Source organism: Enterococcus sp. DIV1368f, assembly GCF_051712245.1.
Taxonomy (GTDB): domain Bacteria; phylum Bacillota; class Bacilli; order Lactobacillales; family Enterococcaceae; genus Enterococcus; species Enterococcus faecalis.
Genome location: NZ_JBIOON010000001.1, coordinates 680,761 through 698,056 on the forward strand (window position 1 = coordinate 680,761; position 17,296 = coordinate 698,056).

Annotated in this window: 14 protein-coding genes; all 14 read left to right on the plus strand. The window is 36.7% G+C overall.

The features are described from left to right. Positions 1 to 58 precede the first annotated feature (58 nt). The 14 genes from IGL07_RS03360 to IGL07_RS03425 all read left to right on the plus strand — a co-directional run bounded on the left by IGL07_RS03360 (position 59) and on the right by IGL07_RS03425 (position 17,273). Complete coding sequence (locus IGL07_RS03360; protein ID WP_002355754.1) at positions 59 to 970, plus strand: aldo/keto reductase; 912 nt, start codon at positions 59 to 61, stop codon at positions 968 to 970. 187 nt (positions 971 to 1,157) lie between these two features. Further along, positions 1,158 to 3,806, plus strand: coding sequence for a DNA polymerase I (gene polA / locus IGL07_RS03365; protein ID WP_002355755.1), 2,649 nt, complete (start codon positions 1,158 to 1,160; stop codon positions 3,804 to 3,806). Positions 3,807 to 3,905: 99 nt separating this feature from the next. Next, on the plus strand, positions 3,906 to 4,748 hold the full coding sequence (gene mutM, locus IGL07_RS03370; RefSeq protein ID WP_002388831.1) for a DNA-formamidopyrimidine glycosylase: 843 nt from the start codon (positions 3,906 to 3,908) through the stop codon (positions 4,746 to 4,748). After that, positions 4,745 to 5,344, plus strand: coding sequence for a dephospho-CoA kinase (gene coaE, locus IGL07_RS03375; protein ID WP_002358808.1), 600 nt, complete (start codon positions 4,745 to 4,747; stop codon positions 5,342 to 5,344). The genes mutM and coaE overlap by 4 nt, the downstream gene beginning before the upstream one ends. 178 nt (positions 5,345 to 5,522) lie before the next feature. Continuing rightward, positions 5,523 to 6,005, plus strand: a complete 483-nt coding sequence (nrdR, locus tag IGL07_RS03380; protein WP_002381296.1) for a transcriptional regulator NrdR — start codon at positions 5,523 to 5,525, stop codon at positions 6,003 to 6,005. A gap of 15 nt (positions 6,006 to 6,020) precedes the next feature. Further along, entirely contained in the window at positions 6,021 to 7,430 is a 1,410-nt protein-coding gene (locus IGL07_RS03385; RefSeq protein ID WP_002358810.1) for a replication initiation and membrane attachment family protein, read from the plus strand. After that, positions 7,430 to 8,359 (plus strand): primosomal protein DnaI, encoded by a 930-nt coding sequence (gene dnaI / locus IGL07_RS03390; protein WP_002355760.1) that lies wholly within the window; start codon positions 7,430 to 7,432, stop codon positions 8,357 to 8,359. The genes IGL07_RS03385 and dnaI overlap by 1 nt, the downstream gene beginning before the upstream one ends. Positions 8,360 to 8,440: 81 nt before the next feature. Continuing rightward, positions 8,441 to 9,649, plus strand: a complete 1,209-nt coding sequence (locus IGL07_RS03395) for a hypothetical protein (protein ID WP_025189493.1) — start codon at positions 8,441 to 8,443, stop codon at positions 9,647 to 9,649. Between the two features lie 13 nt (positions 9,650 to 9,662). Beyond that, the gene (gene wsfD, locus IGL07_RS03400) at positions 9,663 to 11,183 is read left to right on the plus strand and encodes a glycan biosynthesis hexose transferase WsfD (protein ID WP_010817105.1); all 1,521 of its coding nucleotides are present in this window, start codon (positions 9,663 to 9,665) and stop codon (positions 11,181 to 11,183) included. After that, positions 11,173 to 12,756 carry a hypothetical protein gene (locus IGL07_RS03405; RefSeq protein ID WP_010817106.1) on the plus strand — a complete coding sequence of 528 codons (1,584 nt, stop codon included), beginning with the start codon at positions 11,173 to 11,175 and terminating at the stop codon, positions 12,754 to 12,756. Before wsfD ends, IGL07_RS03405 begins: the two co-directional genes overlap by 11 nt. Next, complete coding sequence (locus IGL07_RS03410; RefSeq protein WP_002355764.1) at positions 12,753 to 14,015, plus strand: glycosyltransferase; 1,263 nt, start codon at positions 12,753 to 12,755, stop codon at positions 14,013 to 14,015. Before IGL07_RS03405 ends, IGL07_RS03410 begins: the two co-directional genes overlap by 4 nt. A 14-nt stretch (positions 14,016 to 14,029) precedes the next feature. Continuing rightward, the gene (locus IGL07_RS03415; RefSeq protein WP_010817107.1) at positions 14,030 to 16,096 is read left to right on the plus strand and encodes a cellulose biosynthesis cyclic di-GMP-binding regulatory protein BcsB; all 2,067 of its coding nucleotides are present in this window, start codon (positions 14,030 to 14,032) and stop codon (positions 16,094 to 16,096) included. Next, entirely contained in the window at positions 16,086 to 16,946 is an 861-nt protein-coding gene (locus IGL07_RS03420; protein WP_025187183.1) for a hypothetical protein, read from the plus strand. The genes IGL07_RS03415 and IGL07_RS03420 overlap by 11 nt, the downstream gene beginning before the upstream one ends. Before the next feature lie 15 nt (positions 16,947 to 16,961). Then, on the plus strand, positions 16,962 to 17,273 hold the full coding sequence (locus IGL07_RS03425; RefSeq protein ID WP_002366283.1) for a hypothetical protein: 312 nt from the start codon (positions 16,962 to 16,964) through the stop codon (positions 17,271 to 17,273). The last annotated feature ends 23 nt before the right edge of the window (positions 17,274 to 17,296 follow it).

The following is a 17,296-nucleotide window of genomic DNA, read 5'->3' on the forward strand; positions in this document are numbered from 1 at the left end:
TTTGTCTAAATAGTGTTAAAATGAAGAAGTAAGAGGAATGGATGAGGAGGATATTAAAATGAAACAACTGCAATTTGGTACAAGTGATGAAACAGTTTCTTCGGTTATCTTAGGATGTATGCGCTTAAATGGTGCTGAAAATCCTCAACAGGTAATTGAAACTGCTTATGATCATGGCATTACATTTTTTGATCACGCCGACATTTATGGTGGCGGCGACTGCGAAACCATTTTTGGTAAGGCCTTAAAAGAAAGTACCATTCGTCGTGAAGATATTTTTATACAAACAAAATGTGGAATTCGTCAAGGCTTTTTTGACTTTTCGAAAGCACATATTTTAGAAGCGGTCGAAGGGAGTTTACAGCGTTTAGGTGTAGATTCAGTCGATGCATTATTGTTGCATCGTCCAGATACTTTAGTGGAACCAGAAGAAGTAGCTGAAGCTTTTCATTTATTAGAAAAACAAGGGAAAGTTCGCTATTTTGGTGTAAGTAACCAAACGCCAGGACAAATTGAACTTTTAAAAACAGCTGTTAAACAACCATTATTAGCTAATCAATTACAATTTGGCATCAAGCATACTGGCATGGTGGATCAAGGCTTACAAACAAATATGGAAATATCAGGAAGCATTGATTATGATCATGGTATTTTAGATTATTCACGGTTGAAACAAATGACTATTCAAGCATGGTCACCGTACCAATATGGTTATTTTGAAGGTGTCTTTATTGGAAATGAAAAATTCCCTGAGTTAAATCAAAAATTAAGCGAATTGGCTGAAAAATATCAAACAACGCCAACTGGCTTAGCCAGCAGCTGGATTCTGCGCCACCCTGCTAATATGCAAGTCATCGCAGGAAGTATGAATCTTGGTAGAATTGAAGAAATTGCTAAAGCAGCAGACATTGTGATTAGTCGCGAAGATTGGTACGATATTTATCGTGCAGCGGGAAATGTTTTGCCGTAAAAAGATTCTCATACTTGTGAAGATCCAGCGTGTATTGCTGATTGATTTTGGTATTTGATATAGTTGTCACTAAGGAACTATGTCAAATACCTTTTTCTTTCATTCTGCAATCGCCGTCTACTGCAAATTCTGTAGTTTTTTGTTAAAATAGAAAGGAAACTAGTTTGCTAAAGATGAGGGGAAAAAAATGACCAAAAAAAAATTATTACTCGTTGATGGAAACAGTGTAGCCTTTCGTGCATTTTTTGCGCTACATAACTCATTAGAACGATTCAAAAATAAGAACGGCTTGCATACAAATGCTATTTATGCATTTAACAATATGTTTGAAAATGTAATGCAAAAAGAAATGCCTACTCATGTTTTAGTCGCTTTTGATGCAGGGAAAACCACATTCAGAACAGAATTTTATTCAGAATATAAAGCCGGACGTTCAAAAACACCGGGGGAATTTAAAGAACAAATGCCGTATATTCGTGAACTTTTAGAAGGTTTAGGCGTAAAATATTATGAACTACCTAACTATGAAGCAGATGATATTATTGGTACATTAGCCAACAAAGTTGATAAAGATGAATTTGATGTTGTCGTGTTATCAGGGGACCGAGATTTGACACAATTAGCGACGGACACTGTCAAAGTAGATATCACTGTTAAAGGAGTTAGCGATATTGAATCATATACGCCTGAGCATATTGCTGAAAAATATGATGGGTTAACGCCTAAGCAAATTATTGATATGAAAGGGTTGGCTGGCGACACGTCGGATAATATTCCAGGTGTAACGAAAATCGGTGAGAAAACCGCGATTAAGCTGTTAAAACAATATGGCTCAGTTGAAGGGGTTTATGAGAATATTGATGAAATGAAAAAAAGCAAAATGAAAGAAAACTTGATTAATGATAAAGAGCAAGCCTTTCTTTCTAAACGTTTAGCGACAATTGAAGTCAATGCACCAGTCGAAGTCAATGTGGAAGACTTGGCATATGAAGGAAAAAACTTAGAAAAATTGGTTCCTTTTTATAAAGAAATGGACTTTAAACAATTTTTAGCTAAGTTGGACATTACAGAAGAACCTGTTGAAATGGAAGATATTTTATTTGAAGTAGTCGAAGATCAGTTAACCAATGAAATGTTTACAGACGATATGGCTCTTTATGTTGAGATGATGGAAGATAACTATCATACGTCACCGATTGTCGGCCTTGCTTGGGGCAATAACAAGAAGATTTATACCACGAATAATTTAGCTGTTTTTGAAAGTCAGCCATTTATCGACTGGTTGATGGATGAGACACGTAAAAAAAATGTCTACGATGCAAAACGGACATATGTTGCGTTAAATCGCTATGTAGGAAAAATGACAGGGATTGCCTTTGATGTTTTATTGGCTGCTTATTTACTTGATACCAATGACAATAACGCGGATATTGAAGGCGTAGCACAACATTACGGATATGATGCGATTCAATCTGATGAAGCCATTTATGGAAAAGGGGCCAAAAAAGGCTTGCCAGAGGACGAAGAAGTTTTCTTTGGTCATTTAGCACGTAAGATTAAAGCAATTCAATTTTTAACAAGCAAATTAGATAGCGAATTAACAGAAAAAAATCAAGCTGATTTATTCTATAAAATGGAATTACCACTTTCTCGTATTTTAGGCGATATGGAAATAACTGGTATCCGTGTTGATGCCACGCGCTTAAAAGAAATGCAAGTAGAATTTTCAGAACGCTTGAAAGAAATCGAAGAAAAAATCTATGCAGAAGCTGGCGAAGAATTTAATTTGAATTCACCTAAACAATTAGGCGTTATTTTATTTGAAAAAATGGGCTTACCTGTGATCAAAAAGACGAAAACTGGCTATTCAACAGCGGTAGATGTTTTAGAACAACTAAAAGAACAAGCACCAATTGTGGCCGATATTTTAACTTATCGTCAAATTGCCAAAATTCAATCGACCTATGTTGAAGGACTTTTAAAAGTAATTCAGCCAGATAATAAAATTCATACTCGGTATGTACAAACACTAACACAAACAGGACGATTAAGCTCAGTAGATCCTAATTTACAAAACATTCCTATCCGTTTAGAAGAAGGCCGAAAAATTAGAGAAGCGTTCGTACCAAGAGAGGATAATTGGTTGATTTTCTCTTCTGATTACTCTCAAATTGAGTTACGTGTGCTCGCGCATATTTCTAATGATGAGCATTTAAAAGAAGCGTTTGTGGAAGGACAAGATATCCATGCCAGCACTGCAATGCGAGTTTTCGGTGTTGAAAAAGCAGAAGATGTCACACCTAACATGCGTCGTCAAGCTAAAGCGGTGAATTTTGGAATTGTCTATGGTATCAGTGATTACGGCTTGTCCCAAAACTTAGGCATTACTAGAAAGCAAGCGCAACAATATATTGACACCTATTTTGAAAAATATCCAGGCGTGAAACAGTACATGGAAGAGATTGTCCGCGATGCCAAAGACAAAGGCTATGTGGAAACATTGTATCATCGCCGTCGTTATTTAAGTGATATTAATTCAAGAAACTTTAATCTACGTTCGTTCGCTGAACGTACAGCGATTAATACACCGATTCAGGGAAGTGCCGCAGATATTTTAAAAATTGCGATGATTGAAATGGCGCGTCGTTTAAAAGAAGAAAAATTACAAGCGACAATGTTATTACAAGTGCACGACGAATTAGTTTTTGAAGTACCAGAATCAGAATTAGAACAATTAAATCAACTCGTCAAAGAAGTGATGGAGCACGCAGTTTCCTTACATGTGCCACTTATCACCGATAGCAGTTGGGGAAAAACATGGTATGAAGCAAAATAATAGCTTACCTATTAAGAACGATGAATAAAATAAGGATAAGTAGGATCTGGACGTTGATATCTAAGCGTTCAGACCTCTTTATATAAAGGAGCAAAAATAATGCCAGAATTACCAGAAGTAGAAACAGTGCGAAAAGGACTTGAAAAACTTGTTGTAGGAAAAACCATTCAAGAAGTCATTGTTTTTTGGCCAAGAATTATTGAATCACCAGAAGTTGATGTATTTCAAGGTCAATTAGCTAGTCAAACGATTGAAGGGATTGAGCGAAGAGGAAAATTTCTGATTTTTAAATTGTCTGATAATGATATGATTTCTCACTTACGGATGGAAGGAAAATATGAGTTTCATCAGGCTGATGATGAAATTGCCAAACATACCCATGTAATGTTTACTTTTACAGATGGCACGCAATTACGTTATTTAGATGTACGGAAATTTGGCCGTATGACATTGGTTCCTAAGAATCAAGGTCATCAATATAAAGGGATTTTAGCTTTGGGCCCAGAGCCAACACCAGACGTTTTCCAATTAGCTACTTTTCAACAAGGCTTGAAAAAGCATCATAAAGCAATTAAGCCATTGCTGTTAGATCAAAAGCTAGTGACGGGTTTGGGGAATATTTATGTAGATGAAGCACTTTGGCAAGCGCAAATCCATCCAGAACAACCAGCAGATTCCTTAAAACCTGCGGAAGTTGCTACGTTGTATCAAGCAATCATTGACGTCTTGGCACGCGCTGTTGAAGCAGGTGGAACCACCATCCGCACCTATCTAAACGCGTTAGGAGAAGCAGGGACTTTTCAAGTAGCGTTGAATGTCTACGGGCAAACAGGCTTACCTTGCAATCGTTGTGGTACGCCAATTGTTAAAACAAAAGTGGCACAACGTGGTACGCATTATTGTCCACAATGCCAACAATTGAAAGGTCGTCGATTGAAATGACAAAAGTTTTAGGCATTACAGGAGGGATTGCGACAGGTAAAAGTACGGTTGTTGCTCTTTTTAAAAAAGCAGGTTATCCAATTGTTGACGGCGACATTATCGCCCGCGAAATTGTTGCAAAAGGGCAACCAGCCTTAGCCGCAATCGTTGAAACTTTCGGACCAGAAATAGTATTAACAACTGGTGAATTGGATCGGAAAAAATTAGGACAATTAATTTTCGCTAGTCCTCAAAAAAGAGAGCTGTTAAATGAAACGCTGAAACCTTTTTTAAGAAAAGAAATTTTACGTCAAATTGAAGAAGCTAAAAAGAAAGCCTCCCTGGTTATTGTTGATATTCCTCTGCTTTATGAAGCTCATTATGAGGCGATAATGGATCAAGTTGCTGTGGTATATGTACCAGAAAAGATTCAAAAAGAGCGTCTGATGGCCCGAAACCAATTAACAGAAGAAGAAGCGCAACAACGAATTGCTAGCCAATGGCCGATTGAAATGAAAAAAGAACGAGCAGATATCGTGTTTGATAATCAAGGAACTAGAGAAGAAACGGAACAACAAGTGAAGAAGTGGCTAGAGGAACAAACTGGAAAGAAGTGAATATTTTTTTATGGCGTAAAATATTTTGAAAATTTCAGAAAAAACAGTGAAAGTCTTTGTTTTTATTAAAAAATGGCAAAGATTCAACGAAGAACCAGTTCTAAAGACCTAGTAATAGCGCAATTTCATGTTATAATATAGGCAACAAAAATTATACAGAATAGAAGAGGTGAACGTTATGCGTTGTCCAAGATGTCATCATAATAATTCCCGTGTTATTGATAGCCGTCAAGCAGATGATGGACGTGCAATTCGCCGTCGTCGTGAATGTGAAAATTGCAGTTATCGGTTCACTACATTTGAAAGAATTGAAGCGGCGCCATTACTTGTGATCAAGAAAAATGGGGATCGTGAAGAATTTAATCGTGATAAAATTTTGCGGGGGCTCATTCGCTCTGCGGAAAAAAGACCCGTTGCTATGGAACAAATGGTTCAAATTGTCGATAATGTTGAAAATCGAGTGCGTAGTTTAGGGGAAAATGAAGTCTCTACAACGCTTATCGGTGAATATGTGATGGAAGATTTAGTCAATCTAGATGAAATTGCCTACATCCGCTTTGCGAGTGTTTATCGACAATTCAAAGATATGAGCGTGTTTTTGAAAGAGTTACAGGACATTGTCGACAAAGCAAAATCTTCTTCTCCTGACTCAGAAAATTAAAAAGGAGGTCTTTCTTTGAAAGGAAATCGGCAAAGAATCCAACCAAAAAATATTTTTCAAGCGGTTATTGATTCACCGCTTTCTGATCAAGAGAAAGAGGTTTTAACCTTTTTATATCAACCAATTGTCGGCGCCAATGCGTTTAGTTTATATTGGCTTTTGTTATCTGAAACAACAGACTCAGAGGAGAATGGCTCGCTGTTTCATGCAGATTTAATTAGTTTGCTGGACTTGAGTTGCCAACAATTAGAAGAAGCTTGCTACAAATTAGAAGGCATTGGGTTGCTAGAAACGTATAAAAAAACAGATCGGGAATTAGGAGATTGTTATTTATATTATTTAAAAGCACCTGAAACAGCCGCTCGTTTTTTTAAAGATGAAGTGTTAGCTTTAGTGTTATTTAACCGGGTTGGACAACGGAAATTTGATCAATTAGTGCAAAAGTTCCAACCGCATCCTACCAAAACAGAGGGCTATCAAAATGTTTCCGCTAGCTTTCAAGAGGTTTATGCCTTTAAAGAAGAACAAATTGTTTCCGAAGCGAACCGATTGACAACGATTCAAGAAACTTTTTCTCAAAAAGAAAAATCGAAGAAAATTTCTGTATCAACGGATTCTTTTGATTGGCACTATTTTGTGGAAGGTTTGCACCGCTTAGGTTTACAATTGCCTGAAGATGAGGCTAGTTTTCAAGAAGAAGTCTATGTTTTTCATCAATTATATGGCATCAACGAGTTAGATATGGTAGACTTTGCATCGAAATCATTTGACTATTATACAAGTCGAATTTTGCCTAAGGAATTAGTGCGAACGATTCATCAAGCGTTTGATCCTGATAAAAAACCACAACCAACAAACGTAGTGACAAACAAGCAAGCACAATTGACGGTGGAAGAGCAACAAACGTATCGATATAACACATTAAAAATGAATGGTTTTTCTGAACTGGATATTCAAATGATTATGGATAGTGAAAAGAATCCGCCTATTCAATATTTAGAAGCTTTAAAAAATAGTCGAGGCGGCTATACGACACCACAAGAACGTTCATTAGTGAAATATTTGGTTGCTAAATCAGGCTTACCGACTAGTGTGATTAATATTTTGATTAACTATGTTTACAACATTCAACAACAACCGACTTTAAAAGCGGAGTATGTGAATCGAATTGCGAATGAATGGGGACAAAGTGGCATTCATTCACCAGAAAAAGCAATTGAACATGTCAGAGAATTGGCAAAACAAAGCCAAACCAAACAAAAACAGCGACAACAAAATTATTCAGGGAAACGCCAAACTGTTCGACAAGAGCGATTGCCAGAATGGGCCGATCAGCCAAACGATGAAACAAAACTTTCCCCAGAAGAACAAGCCGAGTTAGATCGACAAATTCAAGAATTTTTAAACCAAGGAGGTGACCAATGATGGAAGACGTAGGAAAAGAAATGTCAAAAATTATCCAGAAGCGTGACATCAATGAACGATATGAAGAGCTGGTTAACGAAGTATTGAAAGATCAAGATGTTCAAGCCTTTATACAAGCAAACCGAGAGCGTTTAACCGATGAAGATATTCGTAAAAGTTATGCTAAGCTGTATGAATTTGTTCAAGAAAAAAAGAAATTTCAATTAAACGATCCGGCAATGATTGCCCCAGGCTATGAGCCAAGATTAATGTTGAATTTTCATTACATTGATGTAACGTATGTCCCAACGGCTGATTTAATCGCCCGTCAGAAGGAAGAAGAAATTCGTAATCGAGTAAGGGCAATGGACATGCCAAAAGATGTCCGAGAAGCAAATTTACGAGATTTCGATCCATCTTCTCAAGGTCGAGCCAAAGCGTTAGCAGAAGCAATGCAATTTTTAAGAGAATATCCTGCGACACCAAAAGAATTTCATAAAGGGCTCTATTTACAAGGCCCCTTCGGTGTAGGAAAATCTTTCTTATTAGGTGCGATGGCTAATGCTTTAGCAGAACGTGGATTTACTACGACAATTGTTCATTTTCCAACATTTACAGTAGAAATGAAGCAAGCCATTGGTCGCGATCAAGTTGGTGAAAAGCTCGATGCAGTAAAAAAATCCCCTATATTAATGATTGATGACATTGGTGCGGAATCCATGACTAGTTGGATTCGTGACGACGTTTTAAGCGTAATCTTGCAATACCGAATGCAAGAACAATTAGTTACTTTTTTCTCTTCCAATCTAGATTTAAAAGCTTTAGAAGAGCATTTAACCGTGACGCAACGAGGAGAACAAGAGCCGCTAAAAGCCAGACGAATTATGGAACGTGTGCGTTATCTGTCAAAAGAGATTACGATGACAGGAAATGATCGACGAAACGGTTAAAGCAATCCTTTTATTTTTATGGATTGCTTTTTTTCTTGCGCTTGAAGATGTAGCGTAAGTTTCGCAAAAACAAGTACTTTTGTGTACACTGACAATAAAGAAGTGAGGAAAAGAGGCGTAACAATGAAGAGAAAACTTTGGATTTTTATTGGGGTATTCGTGGTGCTTCTGGGAGGATATTTTCTTTTGTTTAGAGAAAAATCCTATAAAGTAGAGGTGGAAAAAGTGAATCCAAAAATTCAACGCTTAATGTCGACAGACAAACAACATTTTTTAACAAAACATGAATTTCACACAAAAGAAACCGCTGAACGCAAAGATTTGTTGAAGTTTTTTATTGAAACCCGGCTCAAAACAAACGGCGGTTTTTTAACCAATTATTTACCAGATGCTGAACGCAAAGATGTCGCCACAGGACATGAGTTGCTAAGTGAGTCTTCGGGTCTATATTTGCGTAATTTAGCTTTTGATACGCAGGGACGTTTTGATAATTTTTACAAGCAGACGAAAGACACCTTTTACGACGGCGTCCAATTTAGTTACCGAATTGACGAGCAAGGCAATAAGTACAATGTCAATGCCTCGATTGATGATTTACGGATCATTCGTTCATTAATTGAAGCAGGGGGGCATTTTAAAACAGATCAGTACGATCAAGAAATTAAAAAATTAGGCAAGAGTTTTATGAAAACCTCTATGAAAGATAATATTCTAATTGATTTTTACGATAGTAAATCAAAACAACAGTCTTCAGAAACTTCTTTGTTTTATATTGACTTAATTACGCTGGGTTATTTATACAAAGAATTTGGGATTTCAGCAGACTACTTGCAGTATCATTACCAATTAATAGACGATGGCTATATTTCTGATGATTTACCTCTTTATCAAACGAAGTTTAATCATCAAACAAATAAATACGAAAACAACGGAACACTTAATATTATTGAATCTTTATTAACGATTGTTCATTTAAGTGAAGTGGGTATGGCGAAACAGACTAGTATTGATTTTGTACGAAAACAAGTTCAGCAAGGAACGCTTTTTAACTCGTATGATTTAAATGGATCGCCCGTGGATAAAAATCAATCTGCAGCCAGTTATGCGATAGCGGCTTTAATTGGTGTTGCCGAAAATGACAAAGAGTTGTATCGTGCGGCAATTACAGTACTTAATAATTTTCAAATTATGGATTCAAGCAGTCCGATTTATGGAGGATTTGGTGATAAAGTTACGAAACAAGTCTATTCCTATAATAACTTAATGGCTCTTTTGGCCTATGATTTCTAGATGAGGTGAAAGCATGGAAAAGATCAAAAAACACGTGAACTCGGCTTTTGAATGGTTGAGTCGTTATATTTCTCCAAGTCTTTTGGCCGTTTTAGGGATTGGGTTAGTGACAAGCATTTTGTTATTTGTTTATCCGATTAATGGCTTGGGAGATAATGGCGAGTATTTTCGTGTGTTAAATTCAAATAGTCTTTATCGTGTCAATGGTGATAGCTACGACAATGTGGCCTATTTTGTTAAGGACTTTTCAATTATGCGTTATTTTAATGAAACAACGACGCACTTTGTTTCCACTCAACAATTTTTCATCACCATTGCCATTTGGCTTAATAAACTTTTTTATAGTCAAACACTTTTCGATATTCGTTTCTTAGGTTTCGTTTATCTTAGTTGTTTTTTAGTGTCAATTTATATTCTGGTACGAGGCTTAACCGAAGGCGTATCTTTGAAAAAAAGTTATCTTATCTCCTTGTTGGTTATTTTCATCTTGGGGGATACCTCCTATACGATTTATTTTAATTCCTTTTATACAGAAGCGACGAGTTTTTTACTTTCTGTGAGTGTCTTAGCATTTTCAGTCTATTTTTATCGGGTGACGAAACCACGAACTTGGCTCAGAAGAATAGTTTTAGTTATCTTGGCACAAGCAGTAGTACTTTTAATAGGAACAACACGCCAAGAATATTTGCTGATTATTGGCGTAATTATTGCTGGATTAGGATTTTTTGTCTACTTGTCACAACGTTACCAACGATTGTCAATGACGGCCTTTTTAATTGCGTTGATTGGTTTTACAACGTTAGCGGCTTTTATCGTTCCTAACGATATCTATGAACGTGATGTCTACCACAGTATGACGCGCGGTGTAATGAAGGATAGTAAGGTTCCAGATAAACGGATGTCAGAGGGCGGAATCAACCCGCAATATGGGTTGCAAAAGGGACGTTCCTACTTTGAAGAATACAGTCCTGTGTCACCAACTTCTGAACAAATGAAAAAAGATTTTTTTGATAAAACGAGTTTTGGATGGGTGTTATTGAATTATTTAAATTATCCATCTGAATTATGGCAAGGACTGAATTCAGCGGTCCCAAATGTTTACTTAGTAAAGCCTAATAATGTGGGGAATTTTGAGAAAACGACGGGGCGTGCACCGCTGGAACAATCTAAATTTTTTATGGTGTATAACCGTATTAAAGCCAGTTTTTTTCCTAAAAACTTTGCTTTCTATCTATTATTAGGCGTGATTCTGTTTGGTTTATATGGCGTTGGTTTATACAGAGGAATCAAGAGAAACGAACCCAGATTAGTTTTTCGCTTCTTTTTAATGACAGGGATTTATCTAAATTTATTAGTTGTTTTCATTTCAACAATTATTATTGATGGGGATAGTGACTTAGTACGTCATTTGTTTTTAGTCTCAGTATTTTTAGATTTTCTCTTGTTACAAATTGTTTCTGATGTTATTGGTAAACGAATGTGGCAAGATACAACACCACAAGTCATTGGGGAGGTAGAGGGAATTGAAAAATAAACAATATCTTATTGGCTGGGTGTGTTTCTTACTCTTTTTCGTTTTTTGTGGCTTTGCCAAACCGGCGCTGGCTGCACCAAGTAAACATGTCTTACTTGTCTATGACAGCTTGAATATTGCTGGGAAAAAAGAAAATGATGTGGATGCTTTACAACGAGTGTTGACGAGTTTTGGAGTAGAAGTTCAGAGTGTGGCGGTGTCAGATTATGTGCCTGGCGAATTGCTAAATGATGGCTATGACAGTTTGATTTCTATGGTGAATTGGCCTGAACAAGCCGGCGTTATTGCCTCTGATTTTCTAGCAGATCGAGTTCATTTTAAAGGTAAACAATTACACATTGGTCGAAACATGCGTGACGATGAAAAACAATATTTTAGCGGTACATGGAAAGAATTAAGTCATCGTCAATATCGGTTAGTAGATGAAAAAAACCGCTTTTCTCAAGTATTGCCTTTTCAAGATCAATCAGTTGTGCTGGAAAATACGCAAGGTCAGACAGTTGGTCGATTAAAAACACAAGAATTAGCACCAGAAGAATATCCATTTGGTGTAATTGAGAATGGGCATGCTTTTCTACCAATGTTTGAACGCAAAGGCGCTGTTTTTTTAGAAAGCTTGGACGTAATTAGTCAATGGCTGGAAAGTGAAAAAATGTCACGGCCGTTTTTGACGATTTCTGATTTTAACCCGTTAAGAGATATGTCTGTGGCAACCTATTTGCAAGAAGAATTAGTTAAAACCACATATCCTTATATTTTATCCAGTACGAGCGTTTCTCAAAACAATACGATTTTACCTTATAAACTATTTACGAATGCGTTACGTGCGTTTGCTTCGACGGGGGTTATTTTCTTAGAAACACCGGTCGTTAACAATGTTGATTTAAATGACCAACGTGCCTTGAAACAATTGATGGAGCAGCAGATTAGTTTATTGGTCGACAGACATGTCTATCCAGTAGGCATTTCTGCTCCAGGATACTGGAATCAAGACCTTCAATACCAAGAGGATGGTCTAGCAATTAGTGATACAGTGATTCTAAGAGAAAATCCGCCGATTGAACGCGTTTTTTATCGGAACCAAACGGGAGAATCAATCACTTATAAGAATGCTTTGTTTGATCTACCGTATGATTATTTATCGGGGATTGAATGGACGGATAAAGATAATCCAAATGACTATCGATTTCCAATGCCGACCACCATTAGTTTTTCATTTCCAAATTCTAAAAAAGAAGTGGATCACCTAATTCAAGAAGTCAAGGAAGCACCAATAGTGTTTAGTGTTTCAGAAGCGGATCAACATTTCACTGTTCAAACACAAACGCAGAAAATCGAATTTCGGAATAATCGGTTCTTCTTAAACAATCAAATTGTCAATGGTTTGGCTGATACAGGGGCCTCAACAGTTGAAAAACAACGATTTACAGGGTTATTTTCATTCTTTTTCAGCATCACAAATAATATTTTAGTTGGCGTTGTTACACTGACTTTAATCATCCTGATTATTTTGTTTATGATTGGACGAAAGAATTATCGGTCGAAATATATTAATAAGGAGGAAGACAAATGACCATTGCTGACATTGTAATGTTAACAGCAACTATCATTATTTGGAGTCTACTAATTGTAAATATTCTCTTAGTTATTTTTGGCTATGTTTATTATTTAAAAACAGATCCTGTCGCACCGCCACCTGTAGAGGACGAAGACGCGCCGTTTGTTTCAATTATGGTGCCGGCCCATAATGAAGGAATTGTCATTGTGCGGACAGTTGAAGCGTTATTGAATTTTAATTATCCGCAAGATCGCTATGAAATTATTGTGATTAATGACAACTCAAGTGATAATAGTGCTGAGCTTTTAGCGAACGTCCAAAAAAAGGCGGTTAATCGAAATTTGCAGATTATTAATACAGACAATATAACAGGTGGGAAAGGTAAGTCTAATGCCTTAAACATTGGTTTCAAGCAAGCCAAGGGGGACGTGATTGCCATTTATGATGCGGACAATACGCCTGAACCGAATGCACTTCGTTATTTAGTCGGGGAGTTAATCGCTAGTGAGGAATACGGCGCGGTTATTGGTAAATTTAGAACGAGAAATCGCAATGCAAGCTTGTTGACACGCTTTATTAATATCGAAACACTGGCCTTTCAATGGATGGCACAAGCCGGTCGTTTTCAATTATTTAAGTTATGCACGATTCCTGGCACAAATTTCATTGTTCGTCGCAGTATTATTGAAGCCATTGGCGGCTGGGATGACAAAGCGTTAGCCGAAGATACAGAAATCAGTTTCCGCATCTATATGATGGGCTATAAAATTAAGTTTCAACCAAAAGCAGTGACGTGGGAGCAAGAGCCACAAACTTTGTCAGTTTGGTTCCGACAACGGACGCGATGGGTCAAAGGCAATATTTATGTCATTGTTAAAAATGCTAAATTATTGTTTAATCCTAAAGCGAGTCGGATCCGTTTTGATATTTTATATTTCTTGTCCATTTATTTTCTCTTAATGACATCGCTCGTTTTGTCAGACATCATGTTAGTTTTATCAATGTCTGGTTACTTAACAACGACCCTGCAAGGATTTAGCAATTCCTTGTGGTTGTTAGCGATTTTGTTATTTATTTTCAGTACTTTTGTCAGTATTACGACCGAAAAAGGCGAAATGACTTTAGAGAATATCTTAATTATTGCCTTGATGTATATTACATACAGTCAGATGTGGCTAGTAGTCGCCGCTTATGGCATGGTGATGTATATTAAAGAAAATGTTTTTCATAAACAAACACAAACAAAATGGTACAAAACTGAACGATTTAAATAAGGAGGAAACGTGCAATGAAACAAAAAACAGTCACTTTAATAGGAGTGTTCTTTCTGGCAATTCTGATTGGTGTCGCAAGTCCGACCGTATACGCCGAAAATAAAGAACAAGACAACCATACCTTTACACAACCTTTTCAAAATAAAACAATCTCTTTAACAGGTACTTCTGTCCGTAGCACCATGTATTTTACAAAAATTGATTATTGGGACGTAAAAAAAGCATCATTCAATATGACCTACCAAATCACACAATTAAAAAATAATCAGACCTCAGATTTAACTGTGGCAGTGAATGGTGTGAAGTTTTATTCTTGGCGTCCTGAAAATACGACTGGTATTCAACAAAAGACGATTGAAATCCCTTTGGAACTGATTAAAGAGACAAATACATTGACTGTTGAGGGTCAAATTATTAATCAGGCAGGAAACGACATGTATAATTTAATTGAAACACCGGCAAATTGGTTAACGATGTATGAAGGATCTAACGTAAACTTCCAATACGATTTACAATTACCAGAGAATACAATTCATTCTTTTTATAATCATTTTGTGGGAGCAGACACGATTGCGAATAAACACAGTGTTATTTTGACACCAGAAAATGCATCGGAAAAAGAATTAGCTGCAGCGACCCATGCGTTAGCTGGTGCTGCTCGTTTGATTACTACCTCAGAAGAATTGTTGCCAATGGCTTCTTTGAACAAAGAACAGTCAGCACCCTATCAGTTGATTATTGCCAGCTATGATAAATTACCAGATCAGTATAAAAGTCAAATTGATAGCAAACGTGTGGCGGACCAGGCTGTCTTAAAATTTTTCAATCAACCAGATAAGCATGTTTTAGTAGCTACTTCTAAAGATGAGGACTTACTTGTTCGTGCGGGACGTTATTTAGCAAACTATGAATTAATGACCCAAACAGATAAAGAAGAGACAACAGTTGATGAGAATACCGATACGTTTAGTTCAACTTTAGAATTTGATGGAAATTATCCATTAACCTCAACGGGGGACAAACTAGAAGGGGCCTATCACCAAGAACAAACGTACTTTGTCAATTTACCAGTGGATCGAAACAATGCCAATGGAAGTCGCGTGCATTTACATTTTAAATACGCTGAAAACTTAGATTTTGATTCTTCTTTAGTGACGGTCTATGCCAATGATAAACCAATTGGCAGCAAGAAATTAACCGCTGCTCGTGCGAACGGTGATGAATTAAATCTCGAATTTCCAAAGAACTTAGAAATTGCTGATAGTTTTGTTTTAAAAGTTGCTTTTGATTTGAATGTTAAATCACCAGAAGTTTTACGAAATGGTCAGACTCCATGGGCCTTTATTGAAAATAATTCGAATGCGTTTATTCAAACAGAAGAACTGAATGACATATTATTTAACAACTATCCGAACATTTTTATCAGAAGCCGTTCTTTTGCTGATTTAGCGATTTTATTACCAGAAAAAATGGACGACAACTATTTTAAAGTGTTGACCAATTTATTTAACTTAATTGGTAATTATGCCGAAAGTAATGTCGGTGAGATTACGTATTATAAAAAAGCGCCTAAAAATGCGGCATTAGAAAATCATAACTTGATTATTTTTGGTACGCCTAAGGATAATCCGATGATTCGTAAGTTAAACGATCAGTTATATTTCCATTATGATAAGGACTTCACACGTTTTGTTTCAAACGAGAAACTGAGCATTGAAAAAGATTATGGTAAACAAATCGGTACGGCGCAGTTAATGTTTTCTCCATATAATGCGAAAGCCGCGGCGTTAATCTTAACAGGAGCTAAATCACAAGGTGTCTTTTTAGCCTCTACACAAGTGAATACAGAGAAGAATACTTCTATGTACAAAGGAGATGCCATTGTGGTCGATCCGAACTATCGTCGCTATGATTATCGTTTCAAAAAACGTGTAAGCAACGTTAGCAACGAATCATTAGGTAAACGAATTGTCAATAATCATAAATTAATGATTTATCTATTTGTCTTCTTAATTGGTATGACCATTATTGGATTAAGTGCGTTCTTCATCGTGAAGAAGAATTTGAAAGGTGGGGAATAGAGTGAATCAAAAACGAGTGACCTTACTTTTGGATGTAACTTTGTTGGTAGGAATTGTTTTGGTTGTCGGCACAACCATCTTTATGGCCTTAGGAACGAACGATTTCTTTGTTGACTTAAGCTGTCTATTAATTTCAGTTATCTTAATTATTGTCACCTATTTTGTAGGAATTACAGCGGGGTTAACATTTTCGCTTATATTTATTTTTCTACAATTGACTTATGTTGTATATCAGTATGTCTATCATGATTTGTTTAGCTATGGCTCATTATTTTGGCTAATCATGCCGCCACTCTACTGTTTAACAATCTATGCAGTGACTTATCAAATTCGTATGATTCAAGAAGAAAATATTCGTTTACGTAAAGAAACTTCTCAGTTAAATGCGTTAGATGCAGTAACTAATTTAAGAACAGCAAAAATGTACGAGGAAGGATTCGATTTATTTTCTGACATTTCTACACGTTATGAAGCGCCGTTATATTTAGTCGTGATCCGAGTGGCCTATTGGGAAAGTATTCGTAATTTATTAAGTCCTGAACAAAAGAATGAATTGCTACAAATCGTGACAGCGGCGATTAAAGAGACAACGGATGATCGCTTCTTACCATACTTTATCGACGGCACACCGCCGACTTGGGCGTTATTAATTTTCCGCGATGGGGATGACGGATACACTACTAGAAAAGAATTCAAACAACAAGCTCAAGAGAAATTTGCCCATTCTGAAACCTTAAGGAATATTACTTTGACATTACAAGTTTCCTATACCAAATATGATCCTGCCGAATTTAACAACGCTTCAGAATTTTTAGGGGATGGAATTAATTCTCTTCAATATGATGTTTAAAAAGGAGGCAAACAAATGACTGAAAAAATTGCTGTTTTTACAGGGAAGTTAGCAGAGGCTGGTGTGTTAAATGAGACGCAGCCATTGTCAATGCGATTACATTTAGAAAATATCCAAGCAGAAAGTGATCCAGAATCTATTGTGCCCTTATTTTCTCATGGGGTAATTTTAAACATACTTGTTGAACAGTTAGAGGAAAGTATCCCACTGTCTCACTTGAAAAAAGGGACCAAAGTCCGTTTCACAGTCGTAGGCTTGCCGCCGATGACTATGTCGATTCCACCGCATGTTGGTGGGCAAGCGATTGAATTGATAGAAGAAATCTAAAAAGCTTCTGCATTAGCTATGAT

Coding starts and splice junctions, on each gene's coding strand:
- IGL07_RS03360 (WP_002355754.1), top strand. CDS start 59: ATGAAACAACTGCAATTTGGTACAAGTGATGAAACAGTTTCTTCGGTT.
- polA (WP_002355755.1), top strand. CDS start 1,158: ATGACCAAAAAAAAATTATTACTCGTTGATGGAAACAGTGTAGCCTTT.
- mutM (WP_002388831.1), top strand. CDS start 3,906: ATGCCAGAATTACCAGAAGTAGAAACAGTGCGAAAAGGACTTGAAAAA.
- coaE (WP_002358808.1), top strand. CDS start 4,745: ATGACAAAAGTTTTAGGCATTACAGGAGGGATTGCGACAGGTAAAAGT.
- nrdR (WP_002381296.1), top strand. CDS start 5,523: ATGCGTTGTCCAAGATGTCATCATAATAATTCCCGTGTTATTGATAGC.
- dnaI (WP_002355760.1), top strand. CDS start 7,430: ATGGAAGACGTAGGAAAAGAAATGTCAAAAATTATCCAGAAGCGTGAC.
- wsfD (WP_010817105.1), top strand. CDS start 9,663: ATGGAAAAGATCAAAAAACACGTGAACTCGGCTTTTGAATGGTTGAGT.
- IGL07_RS03410 (WP_002355764.1), top strand. CDS start 12,753: ATGACCATTGCTGACATTGTAATGTTAACAGCAACTATCATTATTTGG.
- IGL07_RS03415 (WP_010817107.1), top strand. CDS start 14,030: ATGAAACAAAAAACAGTCACTTTAATAGGAGTGTTCTTTCTGGCAATT.
- IGL07_RS03425 (WP_002366283.1), top strand. CDS start 16,962: ATGACTGAAAAAATTGCTGTTTTTACAGGGAAGTTAGCAGAGGCTGGT.